This is a genomic window from Rosistilla ulvae (genome assembly GCF_007741475.1).
GTDB classification, from domain to species: domain Bacteria; phylum Planctomycetota; class Planctomycetia; order Pirellulales; family Pirellulaceae; genus Rosistilla; species Rosistilla ulvae.
The window spans coordinates 6,809,370-6,829,049 of sequence record NZ_CP036261.1 but is presented as its reverse complement, the minus strand read 5'-3'; the positions used below and the strand labels follow the sequence as shown (position 1 = coordinate 6,829,049).

The following is a 19,680-nucleotide window of genomic DNA, read 5'->3' as shown; positions in this document are numbered from 1 at the left end:
GAAGCGTCTGCTGTCAAACCAATCCGGTCCATTGATAGATCGCAATCACGACAAAGACCGCCAGTGTCTTGATCAATGTGATTCCAAAGATGTTGCCATACGCTTGGCGATGTGTCAGCCCGGAGACAGCCAACAGCGTGATCACGGCACCGTTGTGAGGCAGCGTGTCCATCCCGCCGCTGGCCATCGAAGCGACTCGATGGAAGACCTCCAACGGAATCCCGGCGGCTTCCGCATTGGCGATGAACGTTTCAGACATCGCCGCCAACGCGATGCTCAAACCGCCCGATGCCGATCCAGTGATCCCGGCCAATGTCGTCACGGTCACCGCTTCGTTGACCAACGGATTGGGGATCCATCGCAGCGCATCGGAAACGATCAAGAAACCGGGCAGAGCAGCGATCACTGCGCCAAATCCGTATTCCGATGCCGTGTTGGTCGCGGCCAACAACGCTCCTGCGATCGCCGGCTTCGTTCCCTCGGATAGCTTTTTGAACAGATGCCGCCAAGCCAGCAACATGACCGTCAAGATTCCCAGGATCAACGCCGCTTCGATCGACCAGATCGCCGAGATTTTGGCGACGTCCTGAACGATCGGTTCCGATGTCCCAACAACCGCTGGAATAAATGCGTGCGATTCACCGTACAGTCGCGGGATCGCACCGGTCAGGATTTTGTTAGCGACCGCAACGACCAGCAGCGGCAGCATGGCGAGCCAGGGGGAGGGAAGCCGATCGTGCTCAAACGCCGCCGGTTCGTTCAACAAGACGTCGCCATATCCCTCTCCGCTTGCGGCGGCGACGCGGACGCGCCACTCTAAAAAAAACAGACCTGCCAACAGCGTGAACAGCCCGCCCAGGATCCCCAACCACGGCGCTGCGTAGATGTCGGTCTTGAAGAATGCCGCGGGGATCACGTTCTGAATTTGAGGCGTTCCGGGAAACGAATCCATCGTGAAACTGAACGCTCCCAAAGCGATCGTCGCGGGGATCAATCGCTTCGGAATCCCGCTCTGACGAAACAATTCGGCGGCAAACGGATAGACGGCAAAGACCGCCACAAACAGCGACACGCCGCCATAAGTCAGCAGCGCACTGACGATCACGATCGACAGCACCGAGCGTTGCCGTCCCAGTAATTCGATGATCGCCGACGCGATCGATTTCGCAAATCCCGACAGTTCCATCGTTTTGCCGAAGACCGCACCGAGCAGAAAGATCGGGAAGTAGAGCTTAAAGAAACCGGCCATCTTGTCCATGAACAGCCCCGTGAACATCGGGGCGACTTCCGCCGGGGAGGTCAACAACACGGCTCCCATCGCTGCCAGCGGAGCGAACAGGATCACGCTGTAGCCGCGGTAGGCGGCGAGCATCAAAAAGCCGAGTGCCGCTAAGATGATCAGAAGGTTCATTGCGCGGTCCAGCCACCATCGATTGTGAGCGTTTGGCCTGTGACGTTCCGCGCCAACGGGCTGGCCAGATATTCGATCGCCGCAGCGACCTCATCGCATTCGATAAACGCCTTCTTCGGCATCGGTGCCAACATCACTTGATCGATCACTTCGGCTTCGGTTATCCCGCGTGCGATCGCTTGGTCGCCGATCTGCGCGTCGACCAGCGGCGTCCGAATGTAGGCGGGGCAGATGACGTTGCTGGTGATCTCCGAACCAGCCGTCTCGAGCGCCAACACTTTCGAAAATCCAAGGATCGCGTGTTTGGCAGCCGTATACGCCGTCTTGTACGGCGACGCCACCAGCGAATGAATCGAACCGATATGAATCAGTCGGCCATATCCGGCGGCTCGCATTCCCGGCAACACGGCTCGCGACATCAGGAACGTTCCCTTGACCATCACGTCGAACAATTGCTCCCACTTCGCCAGCGGGAAATCTTCCAACGGGGCGACATGCTGCAAGCCGGCGTTGTTGATCAAAACGTCGATCGGGCCGACGCGAGCAAGCAATTCCTGGGCATCCTGTTCACTCGACACATCCAATTGATGAGCCTGCGCCGCACCTCCCGCAGCCACGATCTCCGCAGCCGTCTGTTCGGCTCGCGACAAATCGAGATCGGTTGCCAAAATCGTGTGCCCTTGCCCAGCCAGACAGATCCCAAGCCCACGTCCCAATCCGCTGCCAGCACCGCTGATCAAAATTGTACGCTTCACGAGCAACCTTTCGCATGTTGGAGGTATTGATCGCGGAGCACGCGTCGCATGACTTTGTTCGACGCGGTTCGTGGCATCACATCGACAGGAATGATGTCGTGGATTTTGAACAACGGATTCAATTCTTTTCGAATCGCCGATTGCATCGCCGCCATCAGCTCCTTCTTTTCGACCGTCACGTCTTTCGCAAGCACCACGTAGATCACCAGTTGGCTAGGACCACCGTCGGGCGCGACGCCGATCGCCGCCGTTTCGGAGAGCCCCGCGACGCCTTGCAACACGCGTTCGATCTCCGCCGAACCGACTTTGATCCCACCCAGGTTCATCGTATCGTCGGCTCGCCCCATCGCTCGCCAGCCCCCAGCGGGAATCCGCTGGATCTGGTCGCCATGCCGTCGCAAAACGTCCCCTTCGTGACGGCACGGGGTCGCTGCGTAATACGATTTGTGGTGGTCCCTGTTCAATAATTGCGTCGACATCCCGATCGTCGGAGGGACAAGGAACGCCTCGCCGCTGTCGGCTGGTTGTCCCTCGGCGTCCAAGATCACCATTTCGGTACCAAGCGTCGGCGTGTTGAACTCACCGACTTTGCAAGGCAGCGCGAGCGTCGATGCGATGTAACCGCCGCCGAGCTCCGTGCCACCACAATATTCGATGACCGGTCGACCGCCAGCCTGCTGCATCAACCACTGCATATCGTCCGCGGCGGAGCATTCGCCGGTCGTGCTGAACAGCTCGATCGAACTCCAATCGAGCCCTTGAGCCGCGTCCACTGCTCGCCACGTTTTCACCAGGCTGGGGATCACTCCCAACATCGTCGTCCGCGCGTCCTGAACAAACCGGCAGAACTCCGCACCGGTGGGCGATCCGTAGTAGAGCCCCATCGATGCCCGATTCATCAGAGCAGAGAAGATCAGCCACGGGCCCATCATCCAACCGATATTAGTTGGCCAAACAGCGACGTCGCCCGGCTGGATGTTCTGGTGGAAGTGGGAATCGGCCGCGCATTTAATTGGCGTCGTATGCGTCCACGGAATCACTTTGGGATCGCCCGTCGTACCCGAAGAGAACAGGATGTTCATCGGATCCGAGGGCTCGCAAACCGCAACCGGCGCGTCCTCGTCATCGCCAAGAAAATCGCTCCAGTGACAATCGCCATCGCGCAGTTCGGCTGTCGAGCCTTCGGAGACGACGATCGCTGCCGGCGCCCCGGCTTGCTTGACGCCAGCGAACAACGGATGCGATTTCCCACCGCGGCGGAAGACATCTTGAGTGAAGATTCCGACGGCGCCAGACAGTTTCAGCCGCGTCGCGATTTCTTTGGGTTGGAAGCTGTCGGCGATACTGACAGCGACACAGCCAGCCCACGCGATGCCGAGATAGATCGCAACGCATTCGACAGTCATCGGCATCAAGATCGCGATCGCATCGCCCGGCTTGAATCCGCGTTGTCGCAGCCCATCGGCGACTCGCGACGCAAACGCCCGCAATTCACGAACGGTCAGCGTTTCCAATTCGCCCGCTTCGTGCTGATAGATGATCGCCGTCGAATCGGCAGCCGCGTTAAAGCAGCTCTCGACAATGTTCAGCTTCCCGCCGGGGAACCACTTCGGCGAGGCGACTCCTTCGGAAACATCGACGATCCGATCGAACGGCGACTGGAAAGGAATCGCCAATCGTTCGACGACCGACTCCCAAAACAGTTCGCGACGCTGGATCGACCAATCGTGCAAGGCTTCGTAATTGTCGACGCCGGCGCGCTGCATCAGCCAAGCCACGTTAGTGGCGTCGATCGTTTCCTGGGTTGGTTCCCAGATCCCACATTGTTTCACTTCGACAGCTTTCACTCTGGTTTACCCAAAACAACGGCACATCCCATCCCACCACCGACACACAGCGTCGCCAGCCCGCGTCGGGGCCGGCGGTGTGCCAGATGGACGATCAACCGCGCTCCGCTGGCACCAATCGGATGCCCCAATGCGATCGCGCCGCCGTCGATGTTGACCTGGGCTTCATCTAGTTTCAATTCACGCATACAAGCCAGCGACTGCGCCGCAAAAGCTTCATTTAATTCGATCGCATCAAACGACTGCGGATCAACGCCCATTTTTCGCACCGCGTGAACCGGGCCGAGGCCCATCAATTCAGGCTCGCAGCCCGCGACGGCGCTGGCTGTCAGAACCATCATCGGTTCCAAGCCGCACTGGCGTCCCCAGTCTTCGTCGCACAACAGCAACATCGCCGCGCCGTCGTTGATTCCCGAAGCGTTCCCCGCGGTCACGGTGCCATCGCTTTGGAACGCTGGCGACATTTTAGCCAGCTGTTCGACAGTCGTTCCCGGCCGCGGATGTTCGTCTTCGACGCAGCCATCAACAGCGACGATCTCGTCGGCGAATCGCCCCGCTTGCTGCGCCGCGGCGTACATCGTTTGGCTGCGAACCGCAAACGCGTCTTGCGCCGCGCGGGAGATCTCGTACTTGGCCGCCAACCGCTCGGCGGTTTGGCCCATGTGATCGCCGCTGAACGCGTCGGTCAGCCCGTCGCGCAAAACCGAATCGACAAGCACCGCGTCGCCCAACTTGTATCCCCTGCGGGCCCGCTGCATCAAGTGGGGTGCGTTGGACATCGATTCGGTCCCGCCGCACAGAACCATTTTGGCCGATCCGTTCTGAATCGCTTGAGCCGCCAGGATCACCGCCTGCATCCCCGAACCGCACATCATATTGACGGTGAAGGCGGGCGTACTCACCGGCAGATCCAACCGCACGCCAACTTGCCGCGCGACGTTCATCCCCAGCCCCGCACTCAGCACATTGCCAACGATCACCGAATCGATCCAACCGGGATCGACCGATGCCACGACCTCGCGTCCGGCCGCGACAGCCAGGTCGACGGCCGATTGTTTTGCCAACGCGCCGAGCAAGCGTCCCTGAGGAGTCCGCTTCGCTGCGACGATCCATACCGATTTTTCAGACTTCGCCATCCGACTACTTCTTCCCTATTGTTTCAAGTACGAATTCGGAGGCTCGCTTGCCAGCATCTCCACCGGCTCCAGCAACTCCATGATTGGCTCCCGGCACCACAACAAGTTCCGCTGTGACACCTGCTTCTTGCAATTGTTTGTCCATCCGCCGGGCATGTTTGATCGGCACGATATCGTCCGCATCGCCGTGGACCTGCATGATCGGCGGATCGTCGCTGCTGACAAAGCTGATCGGCGAGACGTCTTTCATTTTGTCGGCATCCATTTCGGCAACCGCCGTTCCCGGTTGATAGCCCAGCAATTGTCGGTAGGCGGGATGCTTGTGTTCGATATCGGACAACAGCGACCAATCGGTGGGGCCAGCAAAACTGACAGCGCACGCGACGCGTGACGACTGTTTTTTAATCGGATCGGTCGCCTGGGCATCGGCCACATCGTCGTGCAATGCAACCCACAGCGAAAGGTGTCCGCCAGCCGATCCGCCGGTCACGCCGATCCGATCGGGATCGATGTTCCACGCTGCGGCGTTGCTGCGGACAAACTGAATCGCTCGCAAGCAGTCGTCGGTCTGGGCCGGATGCGGCGCGACGTCGGTGAATCGGTATTCGACCGAGACGACCGAGAGCCACCCTTGCGCGACCGCGTTGCTGAGCCATTGGGGCAAGCGATTCTTCGATCCTCCCCGCCAACCGCCACCGTGGATGTAGACCATCGCCGGGACCGGCGTTTCCGACTTCGCCAGATAGACATCCAACCGCTGCGACGCGTGCTGGTTGTCGTAGGCGAGATCGCGATGCGTCGGCGGAATCTGCTGGCAACTGGCCGTCATCGGCACGAGGACCAATAGCAACAACGGTAAACCAATCGACAGTGAGAGTCTCTGGAATCGACGCATCGTTTTCGCCTTGAGGAAGGTGGGGGTGGAGAGAGTGGACGGATGATTGTAGCTGGAGGGAGGGGAACAAGAAACGCGTCGGTCGCACCGCATACCAGGCCGACTGACAAACAATGGTTCCCTTGCCCAACGTCGCTCATTATTATGACGGGTCCTCAACTTGCGACCCTCCACCACGGCGACTGCTGTCCAGGCGATGCCGCCTACGTGGGGGGGCCATCCGTTCCCCTTCACTCCGCCGCACGCAGCGGTGGCAACCGAAACAAACCATGACCAAAAAGCAGCGGATCCCGCACAAATTCCAACCGTGGATCGCCGTCCGCAAAAAGTATCGGCTGACCGACGCCCAGGTCCAGATGGCCCGCGAACTGGGGCTGAGTCCGAAGCGATTCAGCAACTACGCCGACCGCAAGGATCAGCCTTGGAAGCTGCCGTTGCCCGAATTCATTGAAGCCCTGTACGAAAAGCAGTTCGGCCGCGTCGCCCCCGAAGTCGTCCAGACAATCGAAGCGATGGCCGCCGAACACCAAGCCCGACGCGAAGCCAAGAAACTGGCCAAGCAAGAAGCCTTGGCGCAAGAAGAATCGCAGTCCGAACAAACCGCCACGGACGATGCGGCATCGCCCGAAGCAGACGATCAATCAATGTAAAACTTGTCAATCCAAACTCGCCGTTACAACGATCGTAAGTTCGCTGCCGGATGTATCCGGCAGCTTGATCGCGACGACCGCCCGGAAAATTCTAAGCCCTGGCGGTTGTCTTCACGGGGCCGGGGAAAAAGGCGTTGGTCCGGGCGACGTAGTCGGCGTAGCCCGGCTTCGACGTCGACAACTTCGTCTCCAGTAATGTCACTCCCGAGACGCGCATCAGCAGCACCGACATTAACAACGGAGCGATCACCGTCCACCAAGCGGCTGTCAGAGAGCAGCTGACCAGAAACAGGCCCCACCAAACCAGGACGTCGCCAAAATAGTTCGGGTGCCGCGTGTAGCGCCACAAGCCGCTGTCGAGCACTTGCCCCGCGTTGCCCTGGGCGGCTTTGAAACGCGCCAGCTGCCAGTCACCAACCGACTCAAAGCAGAGACCGGCAGCCCAGACGATCACGCCGATGATTTTGAGCCAGACCAGATCCCGACCGGCCAGTGCGGTTCCGATTTGAATCGGCAACGCAACAATAAACATCACCACACCCTGCAGGCCAAAGACTGTCAGCAGACTGATCCAGCGAAAGGCCGATCCCCACTTCTCCCGCATCGCCCGATAGCGATAGTCTTCCGGTTGACCATGGTTCCGCCAGAACAGGTAGCCGCTGAGTCGCAGGCCCCAGAGCGTTGTCAGCGCGGGCAACAGCCAATCGGCCGAATCGCGATCGGCGATGCCGTACGCCGTCCAAGCGACCAGCACAAAGCCGAGGCCCCAGCCGATATCGACGATGCTGGCGTCGCGCCGCCAGAGACTCAGTATCCAGATCGCGAGCATCAGACAGGTGATCGCGGCGGCACAGGGGAGCATGACGTTCAACAAGGGAGTGCTCATCGCTGGAACAGATAATGGGAAACGAACCACTCATTGCCGCCGTCGTAGGCGAACAACTCTTCACACGCCATAAAAAACATTCGCCAGCGATTCTGCCACATGATCGCTTGGTCATCGCCGTACGTTAGCTTCATCATTTGCAACAGCGACTCGCTGCAACGGTCGTGATTCTCCAGCCACGCGCGACTTGTCTTCGCATAGTGCATGCCGCTCCACCGCCACTTGGAGACCAAGGTCAGTCGCGAGCCGACGTTTTCCAGCAGATTCTCGCTGGGCATCATCCCGCCGGTGAAGAAGTAGCGTCCCATCCAATTCTGCTCGCCGTCGGACCGGAAAAGATAAGGCGTCTGTTTGTGGCAGAAGATATGCACAAACAACTTCCCGTCGGGGACTAGCCAGTCGTGGATCCGGTTCATCAATTTGCTGTGGTTCCGCATGTGTTCAAACATCTCGACCGAGACGACGCGGTCGAACCGATCGGTCGGGTGAAAGTGATTCATGTCGACAGTCAGCACTTCCAAATTCGTGAGCCCCGCCTCGTGGGCTCGGGCGGTGATGAATTCACGCTGCGAATGGGAATTTGAAACCGCAGTGATCTGGCTGTTCGGATAATGTTCCGCCATCCATAGCGACAGCGATCCCCATCCACACCCAAGCTCCAAGATGCTCATGCCATCTTCTAATTGAGCGTTCTCGCACGTCTCCCGCAGCGATTGCTCCTCCGCCTGCTGCAGTGAAAGAATGCCTTCGGTCCAGCGGCAGCAACTGTACTTCAACCGCGGCCCCAACACCTGCCGAAAGAACTCCGCCGGGACTTCGTAATGCTGATCGTTTGCCTTCTCCGGCACCACGGCGATCGGTTGCGGACGCGTTGCCCGCAGAAAGGCTTCGCAATCGGCATCCTCGCTCGACGCGTGAAGGTCGCGCAGCCGCGTGCGCAACAGTCGCCGGATGCCAGCCCGCAGCAGCGGATCGGGCAACCAGCCGGCTTCCGCTTTCCTCATAAAAAACCCGAAGAACGATTGCAGCGTGTTCTCGTCGATCGCCGGATCTATCGCTTCGGCTTGTCCCACACAACTTGAACAACCCGAACCGCTTGTTCGCTGAACGCCGCTTCGCAATAACACAAATAGTACTCCCACATCCGAATAAAACGATCATCGAAGCCAAGCCGTCGCACATCATCCAGTCGCCGCATGAACCGCTGCCGCCAGGCGTGCAACGTGCGAGCGTAATGCGGCGAGAGATCCTCGACCGTATGCAGCCGCAGATCCGTCGTCTGGCCAACCGCCTGTTGCATCGCAGCCACGGAGGGAAGGAAGCCGCCCGGAAAGATGTACTTTTGAATAAAGTCGGCGCCGCGGCGGTAGGCGTCGTAACGCGATTCGGGCATCACGATCCCCTGCAACACAAACCGGCCACCCGGCTTCAACAGGCTGCCGCAGCGTTGGAAATAAGTCTTCAGGAAACGCTCGCCCACCGCTTCGATCATCTCGATCGAAACCAGTTTGTCGTAGCTGCCGACGAGATCGCGATAGTCGCTGTCGAGCAGTTCGACTCGATCGGCGATCCCGGCCGCTTCAAATCGCTGGCCAGCTTTTTGGTACTGAGCCGATGAGATCGTTGTCGTCGTTAATCGAACGTCATAGTTCTGGGCCGCATGCAACGCAAAGCCGCCCCAACCGGTGCCGATCTCCAGCACATGATCCTGCGGCTGTAGATCGAGTTTCTCGCAGATCCGTTGCAGCTTGGCCTCGGACGCCTCATGCAGCGAAAACGTATCCTCGGCAAAGTAGGCCGAGGAATACATCCCCGTCGAATCGAGGAACAAGTCGAAAAATTCGTTGCTCAAATCGTAGTGGGCCGCGATGTTTCGACGACTACCGTGCAACGTGTTGCTGGCCAGTCGATGGGAAAACGACGCGAGTCCACGAGTCAGCTTGGCGATCCACGACGTGTCGCCAGTCGTTTGGCAATCGTTGCGATAGAGGATCCGCAACAACGTCGTTAGGTCATCGGTCTGCCAGTGATTGCGGAGGTACGATTCGGCAAAACCCAGCGATCCGCCGGTTGCCAATTGAGAATAGAACTCGGGCGTGCGAACATCGAGACTCGCCTGCAAACCATCCTCGTCCGCGGTTCCGAGCACTCGCCGCTGACGGCTGTCCGAAAATCGAACGACTCCGCCGTCGGCGGTCGACAGCCAATCGATCAGCTTGCCGCGGGCGGACCGCTGCAGCCAGGAGAGCGACGGGGCCGCGGGGTGTGGAAGCGTGGTTGCAGTCGTACTCATCGAGATCCCTCGCGTTGGCGGCCTGGATGCGGGACAAACGGAACTTTTTTCCACCACAATCGCAACGCTTGCCAATAGATCGCTGCGACCACTTGGAAGGTCATCAAAGGAAAACGGACGACGGCCCAGACCAACCGGCGGTAGGAAAACGGTTGGCGTTTCAGCTGTAGCGTTGCATCAAAAACTTGCGTCGCTTGGTCGAAGTTTTCGATCTGTACTGACAACTGCTGGGCCGGCGTGGAGATTCGCCAGCGATACATCATCTGCATCGGCATGAAGGGCGAGACGTGGAACACTTTGCGACTCTGGTGGCGGTGGATTCGTGAAGCGCCATCGCACGGAATCACATAACAATGCCGCTCGCCCCACGGCGTGTTGGTGACTTCGGCAACGATCGCTTGCAACCGTCGACCGTCGGCGTGGTAGCAGAAGTAGAACGAGACGGGATTAAACGACAGACCGAAGAATCGCAGATGGGTCAGCAAGCGGATCGGCCCGGTGATTGTCAGCCCGACCTGTTGTTGAACCAATTCGCGGATGCAATCGGCCAGCGGACGCTCGGGATCGCCCATGTAGTCGCTGCGGCGAAAACGGAGCAGACTGAAACGCGATGTGCTGCAGAACAAGGGGAATCGAAACAGCGAATCGACTTCGTCCAGATCGATCAGCGCCAAGAACAACGAATAGCAGAACTGATGCCCGACGGGTACAAAGCGACGGTGGCGGATCGTGCCGAAATAGAGACAGCTGACGCGAGCCGGCGGCGACGATTCGCTTGATTCCTCCGCTGCAAACTCGCCGTCGAGTTTGCTTGCCAGCGAAACGTCGCTTGGAATGATGGCCGATGTACTCATGATGCCGTTCCTCCACTAGCCGCGGTTTCTGGCGATGACGGCACCCGCGACGTGACGGTTCGCTGTCCAGTCGCCGTCGACTCGGGCAGACGCTGTTTGGTCTGCAGCGACCAATCGGGAATACCAAACTCACGGCAAACCGCCAAACCGCTGACCACTCCATCTTCGTGAAACCCGTTCCGCCAATAAGCTCCGCAGAACGAAGTCTTGCGGCGGCGAATCACTTCGCGGTGTCGCTTTTGAACCGCCGCGCGTTGAACTGTGAACAGCGGATGCGAATACTTGAACCGAGCGATGACCTTCTCCTCCGCGATCCGTTGATCTTCGTTTAACGTGACACAAAAAGTCTGCTCCGAATCGATGTGCTGCAACAGATTCATGTTGTAGGTCAACGTCGGTCGATCGACTTGCGTTTTCGGGAGATGGTAATTCCAACTGGCCCACGCGCGGCGCCGCTTCGGCAGCACGCGCTCGTCGGTGTGCAGGACCGCGGAGTTCTCGCTGTAGGGAAACGCCGACAGCAGTTCCCTCTCCAGCGAATCGGCATCGGCCAGTAATCGCAAAGCTTGATCGCTGTGGCAAGCGAAAACGATCTCATCGAAGATCTCCTCACCTCCGCGAAAGTTCACGCGCACGCCATCGGCTTGGCGGACAACCGATTCGACGGGGCAGGCCAATCGAATATTGCGGCGGAACGGTTCGACCAACCGCTCCACATATCGCATCGATCCGCCGCGGATCACCTGCCACGTCGGCCGGTCTCGCAAGCTCAACAGGCCGTGATTGACATAGAACTCCAAGATGAAGCGGATCGGAAAATTGGCGAAGTCGGCGCAGGGACAGGACCAAATCGCCGCTCCCATCGGCAACAGATACTGCTGAGCAAACTCATGAGAGTAGCGATGCTGGGCGAGGAACTGGCCGACCGTTTCGCTTTCGGTGACCGTTTCGAGATGCTGAGGCCCTTCGCGATTGAACCGCAAAATGTCGCGAAGCATCCGCAAGAAGGAGGGCCGCAGCAGATTTCGCCGCTGGGCGAAGACGCCGTTGAGCGAGGTCCCGTTGTATTCCAGCCCGGTCCGATCGCAACAGACGCTGAAACTCATCGAAGTCGGGTCGGTCGGGACGTCCAGATCGCGAAGGATGCGTGTGAAGCTGGGGTAGGTGCGGTCGTTGCAGACGATGAACCCGGTGTCGATCGCGTGCCGCTGTCGGCCGGACTCCGCCGTTTCGATTTCGACGGTCTGCGTGTTGACGTGGCCGCCCAGTCGCCAGTCGGCTTCGAAGACGACAACATCGTGGATCGCGGAGAGCATTCGCGCTGCAACAAGTCCCGAGACTCCCGATCCGACGATGGCGATTCGCACATTCAACTCCGCTGAGATTTGCTGGCGTCACGCGATGCTGCGGCCACCCACGTGTTTGTAGAGCGAACCGCTGGATTGACCAATGAAATTCTTTCTCCCGGCGAGAAACGCTTTAATTTTGTGGTCAACCCAATGGGTGACGCTATAAAGGATGCGGGGTCGAGAGTCGGGCGACTCTCACCACTACATCAACCCACGCACTGGCAATCGACTTGGGCCGTACAGAAATCGCCTACATCCCGAACGAAGACTTTGATACGGCGTCCGAACAAGACTTTGCCGAGATCGATGGTCAGTTGTATGCCGACGAAGAGGATTTCGGACGCAGCCGCCGCGATGCCGAAGCGTTTCTGATGGCGATCGAAGCGTCCCGTCTGTTGACGGTCGAAGGGGAACGTTTTTTATTCAAGCGGTTGAACTTCCTGCGATTCCGAGCCAACGCCTTACAAGCTTCGCTGGGGCGCGGCCGAGCTGCCAAGCGGGCTCAACAGGAGATCGATCGGCTGCTCTGCGAAGCGAATCAGACACGCGACCAGATCGCTTGTGCAAACCTTCGGTTAGCCGCTTCGATCGTTCGAAAACTTTCGAACTCGCAAGACGATTTCGACGAGTTTCTGGCTGAAGCCAATGCGATCTTATTAAACGCAATCGACAAGTTTGATTACTCCCGGGGCTATCGATTCAGCACGTATGCGACTCACGCGATTCAACGACACACTTACAGGTTGCTGCAGAAGACACGGAAGGCTCGCGACCGGCAAACGGCCGACGGCAACGACCAGATCCTACAAATCGAAGCGTCCCCCTATGCTGACGAAGCGGCTTGCGAGGACGCAGCCAAAGCGATGAAGAAACTGATCGCCAGCTTCGATCGCGTGCTGGACGATCGCGAACAGGAAATTGTCCGCCGCCGGTTTGGGCTGAACGCTTCGGGCAAAGGGTTGTCGATGCGGGCGATCGGCGACGATTTGGGGATCAGTAAAGAACGCGTCCGACAGCTCCTGAACAGTAGTATCGAAAAGCTGGCAAAAATTGCTGAGCCGCTGGAATCCATTCTTCAACAAGACGGTCCATGACATACGCAGACGTTCCCATCGATCGGGATTCGATCAATCCCGCCTACAAGCCACGCGGCTGGATGCAGTATGCGCTGTGCGTTGCTGCCGTCTACCATCTCGCCTGGGGTGCGCTGGCGATCATGATGCCCGCGACGATGCTCGGCTGGCTGGGGACCGACGGCGACGGCTTGGCGATCACCCTTTGGCAATACATCGGCTTGCTCGTCGGGCTGTTTGGAATCGGGTGTGGCATCGCGTCGCGAAACCCGACCGGGCACTGGCTGCTGCTGGCGATCGGGTTGATGGGAAAAATCTTCACAGCCACGGGATTCGCGCTGGCGTTTTCAACTGGTGCGGTTCCTATGGCGATCGGTTGGACCGTGCTCACGAACGATCTGATTTGGATCGTTCCGTTGGCGTTGATTCTGTGGGAATCGGCGCACACCGCGCACGCCGTCGATTCGGCGCACAGTGAACCGGAAGCCGACGATCCGATGGATGATCTGCGAACCAACACCGGCAAAAGTTTAAACGAACTCGCCGACGCCAACCCGCAAATGATCGTCTTCCTGCGTCATGCCGGTTGTACTTTTTGCCGGCAGACGTTGGCCGATATCTCGCTGCAACGGGCGTTGATCGAAGCGACCGGATGTCGGTTGCTGTTCGTCCACCTGGGACCCGAAGACGCTCAAGCGACCGAAGTCTTTCGTCGATATGATGTCGACGATGTCCCCAGGATCTCCGACCCTTCGTGTCGGCTGTACCGTCAGTTTGGGCTGGAGCTCGGCGGCTTCTCGCAACTGTTTGGACTGCGAGTCTGGCTGCGAGGCTTGATCTATGGAGTCGTCAACGGCCATGGGATCGGCGCGATCCAAGGGAACAGTTTTCAGATGCCGGGAGTCTATCTGTATCACTGCGGGATGATCCTCGACGGCATCCGCCACGAACTCGCGTCGGATCGCACCAACTACGTCGACTTCGCCCGCCAGATCGAACAATCGCCTCCCGCAGTCTCCGCATAGGCGTACGCAGGCGAGCGGATTCCCAAGTGATTCAGGGAAAAAATTTGCATAGCGTTCTTCCGGCATCCGGGGAAGCATCGATAACAGGACACCATCGAACTAACGAATAGTCGCTTGCCTGCGTAAGCCCAAAGCACGACAATCGTTATAAGAGACTCTTTACTGCGATCCCTATCGCCCCGCACAGGGCAAAACTGAATCCCCGTTCGAAGGAATTTGCATGCTGACTCCCAACTTCAATGCAGTAATTCGCCGTGATGGCCAATGGTGGATCGGCTGGATCGAGGAGATTCCAGGCGTCAATTCACAAGGTGCAACTCGGGATGAGTTGATAGCGAACCTACGCGATGCGCTGGCGGAGGCGATCGAATTGAATCGCGAAGACGCTCGAAGAGCTGCAGGCGAATCATATGAAGAGGTGGCGATTCAGCCGTGAAACGTCGCGATCTTATCCGACACCTCGTTGACTGTGGCTGTGCTCTGATCCGCGAGGGTGGCAAGCATTCTTGGTGGGCAAATGTGGACACCGGCGCGCGTTCTGCAATTCCTCGGCACCGCGAAATATCCGATCAACTAGCGCGTAAGATCTGCCGTGATCTTGGAATTTCAGAACCGCGCAGCCCCTGATGAATTCATCGCGGAGCTTTTTAGTTCCTCTGCCTCCCGTTTTTCGATCATTGCCCACGCTTCATCGCTAGCTTGATCCCACGCTTGCATCTCGGCACGCAAATCCGCCGGAATAGATTCCGGCTCGACCATGATCTCAACATGCGTCCCTTCAGCCAACGGCTGGCGTGATTGCGGAACAACCACACCATCTTTCACGATTCTAGGAATGCTCGCTCGACTGTCTGTGGACATCTTTTCTTTCCTCCCACCAGCTCTTTGTTCCGTCTCCGTCGCCCACGCTTGATTTGAACAAGCCTATCGGTTCCCCACCGAAACCTTCTAACCTAGTCTAGCTGGACATCTTCCCTCGAGTCCACAAGGAAATCAGGCCGGCGGAAGTCGATCCAAGCCGGCAACATCGCGGACGGTTCCATTCGCGTTCCCGATCGCCTCGGGATTCCAGGCGTCAAACTTCAGATTGACCGAATGTCACGATCGCCTGCGATCACACGCACGACTTCGATCCCGCCAACGATCGTTCGATGGAAAATAACGTACCGCCCAATGATGCTACTGCGAATGTCGCTACCATACTCCGGTCGGGCTTCTCCGACATCTGGCGTTGCCGCAATCCGTCTGCACTTTTGCTCAACCTTCTCAATCCACATCGCGGCCGCGACAGGCTTGTCTCTTGCGATGTAATCGAAGATGTCGGTCAAATCTTGCTGCGCCGATGGCGAAACGACTAACGTCGCCATTCAAGTGGCCTTTTCGATGGCGGCCCTTGCGCGTTCTTTTAAGCTGGCAAACACTTCGTCGCCGTTTATGCCCAACCCCGCATCCAGTTCAGCAATCCCCTTCTGGATGTCAGATCGCAACTGTTGCCGGCCCATCAACAATCGCACGCCATCGACAACGGCCTCATTTGCCGAATCGTATTCGCCGGAGGCGACGAGCCCCTCAACAAACTGCATTGCTTCGCGTGGTAGTTCGATGTTCATTCCAAACCTTTGCTGTTGAGACCAGGAGACTGAATGTGGTTTCTCACTCGGCATCCTTGATTCTACGCCACCGAGATTCGATTTGACAGAATCCGCTTGGTACTACCAAATCCTCAAGCCTATTTGTCGACGCGGCCTGGTGAACGTGCTCCGGTGGGCGGGCGCTTGGTCAGTTTGTCGCCGAGGTCGCTGCGAGCGGCTTCGGCGTGTTGCTTCAACATCGCCACGACTTCGGGATGCTGATCGATCACGTTGGTCGTTTCGTTGACGTCGTTGTCGAGGTCGAACAGCTCGAGACCGATCTTCGTCTGCTGGTAGTTCGTCGGCAGACCCTCGGTTCCTCCCGGCTTGCCGGCAAGCGTTCGGTAGCGATGGGGAAAGTGCAGCTTCCAACGATCGTTGCGAACCGCGTGCAGTTCGCCACCACTGTAGTAACAGTAGAACGCTTCGTGAGGCGATTTCGCTTGCCCCTCCGCTTCGAACATCAGCGGCGTGATGTCCTTGCCATCGATCTTGTGCTCGGGCAATTCGGCTCCGATCAAATGTGCGACTGTCGGCAGGATGTCGATCGTCGATGCCAATTGATCGCAGGTCGTCCCCGCAGGAATCTTGCCGGGCCATTTCATCAGCGTTGGCACGCGGTAGCCTCCCTCGAACATCGTTCCCTTCCCTTCGCGGAGGCTCGTCACGCCGGCGTGATCGCCGTACGACAACCAGGGGCCGTTGTCGGAGGTGAAGATCACGAGGGTATCGTCTTCGATGCCGTTCTTCTTCAACGCCGCGTTGATCTGACCAACCGACCAATCGACTTCCATCACGACATCGCCGAACAGCCCACGCTTGCTTCTCCCTTTGAACTTTTCCGAAACGTACAGGGGGACGTGGACCATGCTGTGAGGCACGTACAAAAAGAAGGGCTTCTCTTTGTTGCGTTCGATAAACGAAACCGCTCGCTCGGTGTACTGCGTCGTCAGTTGAGCCTGATCTTCGCCACTGACCTGCGAGTTGATCGTTTCGTTCCCTTCGATCAACGGCAGATGTGGCCAGCGTTTCACGCGTTGTTCCATCGGCAGATGTAAAACGTCGGGATGGTAGGGCCACATGTCGTTGCTGTAGGGCAGACCGAAGTACTCGTCAAAGCCATGTTGCAGCGGCAGGAAGGGTTTCAAATGTCCCAGGTGCCACTTGCCATAGATCGCAGTTGCGTAGTCCTTTTGTTTACAGAGTTCTGCGATCGTCATCTCATCGGGATTCAGCCCCACTTTGGATCCTGGTCCAAACGCGCCACTGATTCCCAACCGCCGGTTGTAACATCCGGTTATTAGCGCCGCGCGCGACGCCGAACAGACAGCCGATGAAACAACAAAATCGGTAAACCGACGCCCTTGCTGGGCCATCGCATCGAGGTTCGGCGTCTCGATCCCATCGGCACCAAACGGACCGATGTCTTCGTATCCCATGTCGTCGATGAAGATCACGACCACGTTGGGCAAACGCTCCGCCGCGGCGACGCGCTGCGATGACGCTCCGCCGACCAACAGACAGATCGCCAAGATCAGCGGTGTTGCGATCGTTGGGGAACATTTCGCAATCGCCCGCGACTGGCGCGTGCGGCGGCGATTTCCCGACGACAGGATTGAAGGAAGGCTCGAGAACATGGGAATCCCGGTTGGCTGAAGGTCTTGGGGGTGAGGTGGGGACCAAAATCGGCAGCCCCCAGTTTTATTGCTCAGCCGTGCCCGGTCAATTCCCAGCCGTAATTCACACGATTGGGTTGTGAGTTGCCACGTTGACAATCATGGTTTAATCTCAACGATCCCCCCAAACCGTGTTCGACTCCTGCCGAGGTGCTTTGTGAAGTCTATTGCTGCGTTGATTGTTCTGTTGCTGGCCAGCACTGCGGTTTCCGAACAACCGAACTGGAACCAGTTCCGCGGTCCCGATGGCGACGGCAAGACCGCGGCGACAGGGCTGCCGATCACCTGGAGCGATACCGAAAACGTCGTCTGGAAGACGCCCATTCACGGCAAGGGTTGGTCTTCGCCGGTCGTTTGGGACGATCAAATCTGGATGACAACGGCATCCGAAGATGGCAAGCAGATGTCGGCGGTCTGCGTCGATTTCGAAAGCGGCAAAGTCGTGCACGATGTGCCGCTGTTCGAAAACGCCGAACCGCGTTACTGCCATCCGCAAAACAGCTACGCCTCGCCAACCCCGGTCGTCGAAGCGGGCCGACTGTACGTCCACTTCGGCAGCTACGGAACCGCGTGTGTCGATACGGCCAAAGGTGCCAAGATCTGGGAGCGACGCGACCTGGTCTGCAACCACTGGCGTGCTCCCGGATCGTCGCCGATCGTGCATGGCAACCTGTTGATCGTCGCCTACGACGGATACGACAACCAATTTGTGATCGCGTTTGACAAACAGACCGGCGAGACGGCGTGGCAGGTCGATCGCAACATCGAATACGGCACCGACAACGGCGATCACAAGAAGGCGTACAGCACGGCCCTGATCATCCAACACGAAGGCCGAGCGGAGATGATCAGCCCCGGCGCTGTCGCCACAATCGCTTACGATCCCGAGACCGGCAAGGAGTTGTGGAAGGTCTATCACGGCGGGATGAACGCGGCCCCGCGTCCGCTGTTCGCTCACGAGATGGTCTACATCACCGGTGGGGCGGGAGATCTTGGGTTGATCGCCGTTCGGCCCGGCGGCGACGGCGACGTCACCGATTCCCACATCGTCTGGGGCAAGGGGCGCGGGATGCCCAAACGCGGCTCGCAGATCATCGTCGACGACCTGATGTTTGCGATCACCGACGATGGAATCGCGATCTGTCTGGACGCCAAGACAGGCGATCAGATCTGGAAGCATCGGTTAGGAGGCGACTTCTGGGCCTCGCCGCTGTACGCCGACGGTCGCATCTACGGTTTCAACAAAGATGGCGATTGCCCCGTTTTTGAGGCGAGCGACAAGTTCAAACTGCTGGCCGAGAACAAGCTGCCCGAAACGATCTGCGCCTCGCCGGCAGTCGTCGGCAAGAGCATGATCATCCGCACGCAATCGCACCTGTACCGGATCGAGAAGTAACGGTCGGACGTCACTTACTTCAACAGTCGCAGCGTGAAGGGATAGCGATACATCTCTCCCTCGTTCGCAGCCAGGGCGGCTCGGATTGCAAAGTAGACGTGGAAGACGACCAACCCTAGGCCCAGCGGAACTGTCAAAAACATCCCAAAGCCAAAGGTCAGGAAAGTGACGACGACCAGAGCGATACCATACAGCATCACCGAGATGTTGAAGTTCAACGCCTCCTTGCCGTGCGCGTCGACAAACGGCATCTCATCCTTCTTCAAGATCCACACGATCAACGGCCCGAAGATGCTCCCCAGACCATTGGCCAGGTAGCCCAACAGTCCACATAAATGACATGCCATGGCGATCGTATTTGCATTCATGGACTTCGCTCCTGTGCCTTAATTTTTACTGAACCGTCGATACAACGCGGTGAGCGGGTGGTCGACCACGGTTATTCGTCACCTCGAGCTGGATCTTGGGACCGCGGGGGCGGATTATATCACGCGACGACCGCGATCCGATGCCGGGCTTGTCGTTCGACCAAGGCCATTGAGTGTTTGGGGTTAGGCACTCTTGATAGTTCGACGCGTAAGCGAGGCATCGGGTGAATTCTTCGCTAACGTGTCGGGTTACCATTTTCGGAGACGCTCCAAATTGAAACAGTGATTCTCCCCGGTGCGTTCTGCAACGGGCTCACTAGCAATGGGCTCGATTCTCGGTAGGATGACCTGCATGGACTGCTTGCAAGATTGGCCGGCAGCCCGCGAGGCTGGAGCGGATACGAATCAGCCGTTAGCGAAACGCAATCCCAACGC

21 protein-coding genes are annotated in these 19,680 nt (G+C 58.3%); 6 read left to right on the top strand and 15 right to left on the bottom strand.

The features are described 5' to 3' along the window. Positions 1 to 13 precede the first annotated feature (13 nt). From EC9_RS24090 to EC9_RS24070, 5 genes are read right to left on the bottom strand one after another with little or no spacing between them, the layout of a single operon-like run. Positions 14 to 1,411: a GntP family permease gene (locus tag EC9_RS24090; RefSeq protein ID WP_145348565.1), complete on the bottom strand. Its 1,398-nt coding sequence runs from the start codon at positions 1,409 to 1,411 to the stop codon at positions 14 to 16. Further along, positions 1,408 to 2,166, bottom strand: coding sequence for a 3-hydroxybutyrate dehydrogenase (locus EC9_RS24085; protein ID WP_145348564.1), 759 nt, complete (start codon positions 2,164 to 2,166; stop codon positions 1,408 to 1,410). The genes EC9_RS24090 and EC9_RS24085 overlap by 4 nt, the downstream gene beginning before the upstream one ends. After that, on the bottom strand, positions 2,163 to 4,013 hold the full coding sequence (locus tag EC9_RS24080; protein ID WP_218934394.1) for an AMP-binding protein: 1,851 nt from the start codon (positions 4,011 to 4,013) through the stop codon (positions 2,163 to 2,165). Before EC9_RS24080 ends, EC9_RS24085 begins: the two co-directional genes overlap by 4 nt. Then, complete coding sequence (locus EC9_RS24075; RefSeq protein ID WP_145348563.1) at positions 4,010 to 5,149, bottom strand: thiolase family protein; 1,140 nt, start codon at positions 5,147 to 5,149, stop codon at positions 4,010 to 4,012. The genes EC9_RS24080 and EC9_RS24075 overlap by 4 nt, the downstream gene beginning before the upstream one ends. Before the next feature lie 4 nt (positions 5,150 to 5,153). Continuing rightward, positions 5,154 to 6,044 (bottom strand): alpha/beta hydrolase, encoded by an 891-nt coding sequence (locus tag EC9_RS24070; RefSeq protein ID WP_218934393.1) that lies wholly within the window; start codon positions 6,042 to 6,044, stop codon positions 5,154 to 5,156. A 269-nt stretch (positions 6,045 to 6,313) separates the two neighbouring features. Here EC9_RS24070 and EC9_RS24065 point away from each other — a divergent pair, with 269 nt between their 5' ends. Further along, positions 6,314 to 6,694, top strand: coding sequence for a hypothetical protein (locus EC9_RS24065; protein ID WP_145348561.1), 381 nt, complete (start codon positions 6,314 to 6,316; stop codon positions 6,692 to 6,694). Positions 6,695 to 6,785: 91 nt separating this feature from the next. On the opposite strand, the gene EC9_RS24060 is transcribed toward EC9_RS24065, so the two are convergent. The 5 genes from EC9_RS24060 to EC9_RS24040 are packed head-to-tail and all read right to left on the bottom strand — an operon-like array spanning position 6,786 to position 12,094. Beyond that, entirely contained in the window at positions 6,786 to 7,580 is a 795-nt protein-coding gene (locus EC9_RS24060; RefSeq protein ID WP_246105851.1) for a DUF1295 domain-containing protein, read from the bottom strand. Then, entirely contained in the window at positions 7,577 to 8,653 is a 1,077-nt protein-coding gene (locus EC9_RS24055) for an SAM-dependent methyltransferase (protein ID WP_246105850.1), read from the bottom strand. The genes EC9_RS24060 and EC9_RS24055 overlap by 4 nt, the downstream gene beginning before the upstream one ends. Then, entirely contained in the window at positions 8,632 to 9,873 is a 1,242-nt protein-coding gene (locus tag EC9_RS24050; RefSeq protein WP_145348560.1) for an SAM-dependent methyltransferase, read from the bottom strand. Before EC9_RS24050 ends, EC9_RS24055 begins: the two co-directional genes overlap by 22 nt. Then, complete coding sequence (locus EC9_RS24045; RefSeq protein WP_145348559.1) at positions 9,870 to 10,727, bottom strand: DUF1365 domain-containing protein; 858 nt, start codon at positions 10,725 to 10,727, stop codon at positions 9,870 to 9,872. Before EC9_RS24045 ends, EC9_RS24050 begins: the two co-directional genes overlap by 4 nt. Beyond that, positions 10,724 to 12,094 (bottom strand): NAD(P)/FAD-dependent oxidoreductase, encoded by a 1,371-nt coding sequence (locus EC9_RS24040; protein WP_145348558.1) that lies wholly within the window; start codon positions 12,092 to 12,094, stop codon positions 10,724 to 10,726. Before EC9_RS24040 ends, EC9_RS24045 begins: the two co-directional genes overlap by 4 nt. A gap of 212 nt (positions 12,095 to 12,306) precedes the next feature. On the opposite strand from EC9_RS24040, the gene EC9_RS24035 reads away from it, so the two are divergent. The 4 genes from EC9_RS24035 to EC9_RS24020 all read left to right on the top strand — a co-directional run bounded on the left by EC9_RS24035 (position 12,307) and on the right by EC9_RS24020 (position 14,801). After that, the gene (locus EC9_RS24035; RefSeq protein ID WP_145348557.1) at positions 12,307 to 13,170 is read left to right on the top strand and encodes a sigma-70 family RNA polymerase sigma factor; all 864 of its coding nucleotides are present in this window, start codon (positions 12,307 to 12,309) and stop codon (positions 13,168 to 13,170) included. Then, positions 13,167 to 14,174, top strand: coding sequence for a thioredoxin domain-containing protein (locus tag EC9_RS24030; RefSeq protein ID WP_145348556.1), 1,008 nt, complete (start codon positions 13,167 to 13,169; stop codon positions 14,172 to 14,174). The genes EC9_RS24035 and EC9_RS24030 overlap by 4 nt, the downstream gene beginning before the upstream one ends. 220 nt (positions 14,175 to 14,394) lie before the next feature. Continuing rightward, entirely contained in the window at positions 14,395 to 14,610 is a 216-nt protein-coding gene (locus tag EC9_RS24025; RefSeq protein WP_218934869.1) for a type II toxin-antitoxin system HicB family antitoxin, read from the top strand. Then, positions 14,607 to 14,801 (top strand): type II toxin-antitoxin system HicA family toxin, encoded by a 195-nt coding sequence (locus EC9_RS24020; protein WP_145348555.1) that lies wholly within the window; start codon positions 14,607 to 14,609, stop codon positions 14,799 to 14,801. Before EC9_RS24025 ends, EC9_RS24020 begins: the two co-directional genes overlap by 4 nt. On the opposite strand, the gene EC9_RS24015 is transcribed toward EC9_RS24020, so the two are convergent. From EC9_RS24015 to EC9_RS24000, 4 genes are all read right to left on the bottom strand, one after another. After that, on the bottom strand, positions 14,781 to 15,035 hold the full coding sequence (locus EC9_RS24015) for a hypothetical protein (RefSeq protein WP_145348554.1): 255 nt from the start codon (positions 15,033 to 15,035) through the stop codon (positions 14,781 to 14,783). The two genes, EC9_RS24020 and EC9_RS24015, sit on opposite strands and share 21 nt — an antisense overlap. 221 nt (positions 15,036 to 15,256) lie before the next feature. Next, positions 15,257 to 15,541 carry a type II toxin-antitoxin system RelE/ParE family toxin gene (locus EC9_RS24010; protein WP_145348553.1) on the bottom strand — a complete coding sequence of 95 codons (285 nt, stop codon included), beginning with the start codon at positions 15,539 to 15,541 and terminating at the stop codon, positions 15,257 to 15,259. Continuing rightward, positions 15,542 to 15,784, bottom strand: coding sequence for a ribbon-helix-helix domain-containing protein (locus EC9_RS24005; RefSeq protein WP_145348552.1), 243 nt, complete (start codon positions 15,782 to 15,784; stop codon positions 15,542 to 15,544). Positions 15,785 to 15,903: 119 nt separating this feature from the next. After that, entirely contained in the window at positions 15,904 to 17,442 is a 1,539-nt protein-coding gene (locus EC9_RS24000; protein ID WP_145348551.1) for a sulfatase family protein, read from the bottom strand. Between the two features lie 196 nt (positions 17,443 to 17,638). On the opposite strand from EC9_RS24000, the gene EC9_RS23995 reads away from it, so the two are divergent. Further along, positions 17,639 to 18,877, top strand: a complete 1,239-nt coding sequence (locus tag EC9_RS23995) for an outer membrane protein assembly factor BamB family protein (protein WP_218934392.1) — start codon at positions 17,639 to 17,641, stop codon at positions 18,875 to 18,877. Positions 18,878 to 18,891: 14 nt separating this feature from the next. Here EC9_RS23995 and EC9_RS23990 read toward each other — a convergent pair whose 3' ends face one another. Beyond that, entirely contained in the window at positions 18,892 to 19,245 is a 354-nt protein-coding gene (locus tag EC9_RS23990; protein ID WP_218934391.1) for a DUF4870 domain-containing protein, read from the bottom strand. Positions 19,246 to 19,680 lie beyond the last annotated feature (435 nt).

What these genes read in the sequence shown, in the direction of transcription:
- EC9_RS24090 (WP_145348565.1), bottom strand. Translation starts at nt 1,411, where the DNA reads ATGAACCTTCTGATCATCTTAGCGGCACTCGGCTTTTTGATGCTCGCC.
- EC9_RS24075 (WP_145348563.1), bottom strand. Translation starts at nt 5,149, where the DNA reads ATGGCGAAGTCTGAAAAATCGGTATGGATCGTCGCAGCGAAGCGGACT.
- EC9_RS24070 (WP_218934393.1), bottom strand. Translation starts at nt 6,044, where the DNA reads ATGCGTCGATTCCAGAGACTCTCACTGTCGATTGGTTTACCGTTGTTG.
- EC9_RS24065 (WP_145348561.1), top strand. Translation starts at nt 6,314, where the DNA reads ATGACCAAAAAGCAGCGGATCCCGCACAAATTCCAACCGTGGATCGCC.
- EC9_RS24060 (WP_246105851.1), bottom strand. Translation starts at nt 7,580, where the DNA reads ATGAGCACTCCCTTGTTGAACGTCATGCTCCCCTGTGCCGCCGCGATC.
- EC9_RS24050 (WP_145348560.1), bottom strand. Translation starts at nt 9,873, where the DNA reads ATGAGTACGACTGCAACCACGCTTCCACACCCCGCGGCCCCGTCGCTC.
- EC9_RS24045 (WP_145348559.1), bottom strand. Translation starts at nt 10,727, where the DNA reads ATGAGTACATCGGCCATCATTCCAAGCGACGTTTCGCTGGCAAGCAAA.
- EC9_RS24030 (WP_145348556.1), top strand. Translation starts at nt 13,167, where the DNA reads ATGACATACGCAGACGTTCCCATCGATCGGGATTCGATCAATCCCGCC.
- EC9_RS24025 (WP_218934869.1), top strand. Translation starts at nt 14,395, where the DNA reads ATGCTGACTCCCAACTTCAATGCAGTAATTCGCCGTGATGGCCAATGG.
- EC9_RS24015 (WP_145348554.1), bottom strand. Translation starts at nt 15,035, where the DNA reads ATGTCCACAGACAGTCGAGCGAGCATTCCTAGAATCGTGAAAGATGGT.
- EC9_RS24010 (WP_145348553.1), bottom strand. Translation starts at nt 15,541, where the DNA reads ATGGCGACGTTAGTCGTTTCGCCATCGGCGCAGCAAGATTTGACCGAC.
- EC9_RS24005 (WP_145348552.1), bottom strand. Translation starts at nt 15,784, where the DNA reads ATGAACATCGAACTACCACGCGAAGCAATGCAGTTTGTTGAGGGGCTC.
- EC9_RS24000 (WP_145348551.1), bottom strand. Translation starts at nt 17,442, where the DNA reads ATGTTCTCGAGCCTTCCTTCAATCCTGTCGTCGGGAAATCGCCGCCGC.
- EC9_RS23990 (WP_218934391.1), bottom strand. Translation starts at nt 19,245, where the DNA reads ATGAATGCAAATACGATCGCCATGGCATGTCATTTATGTGGACTGTTG.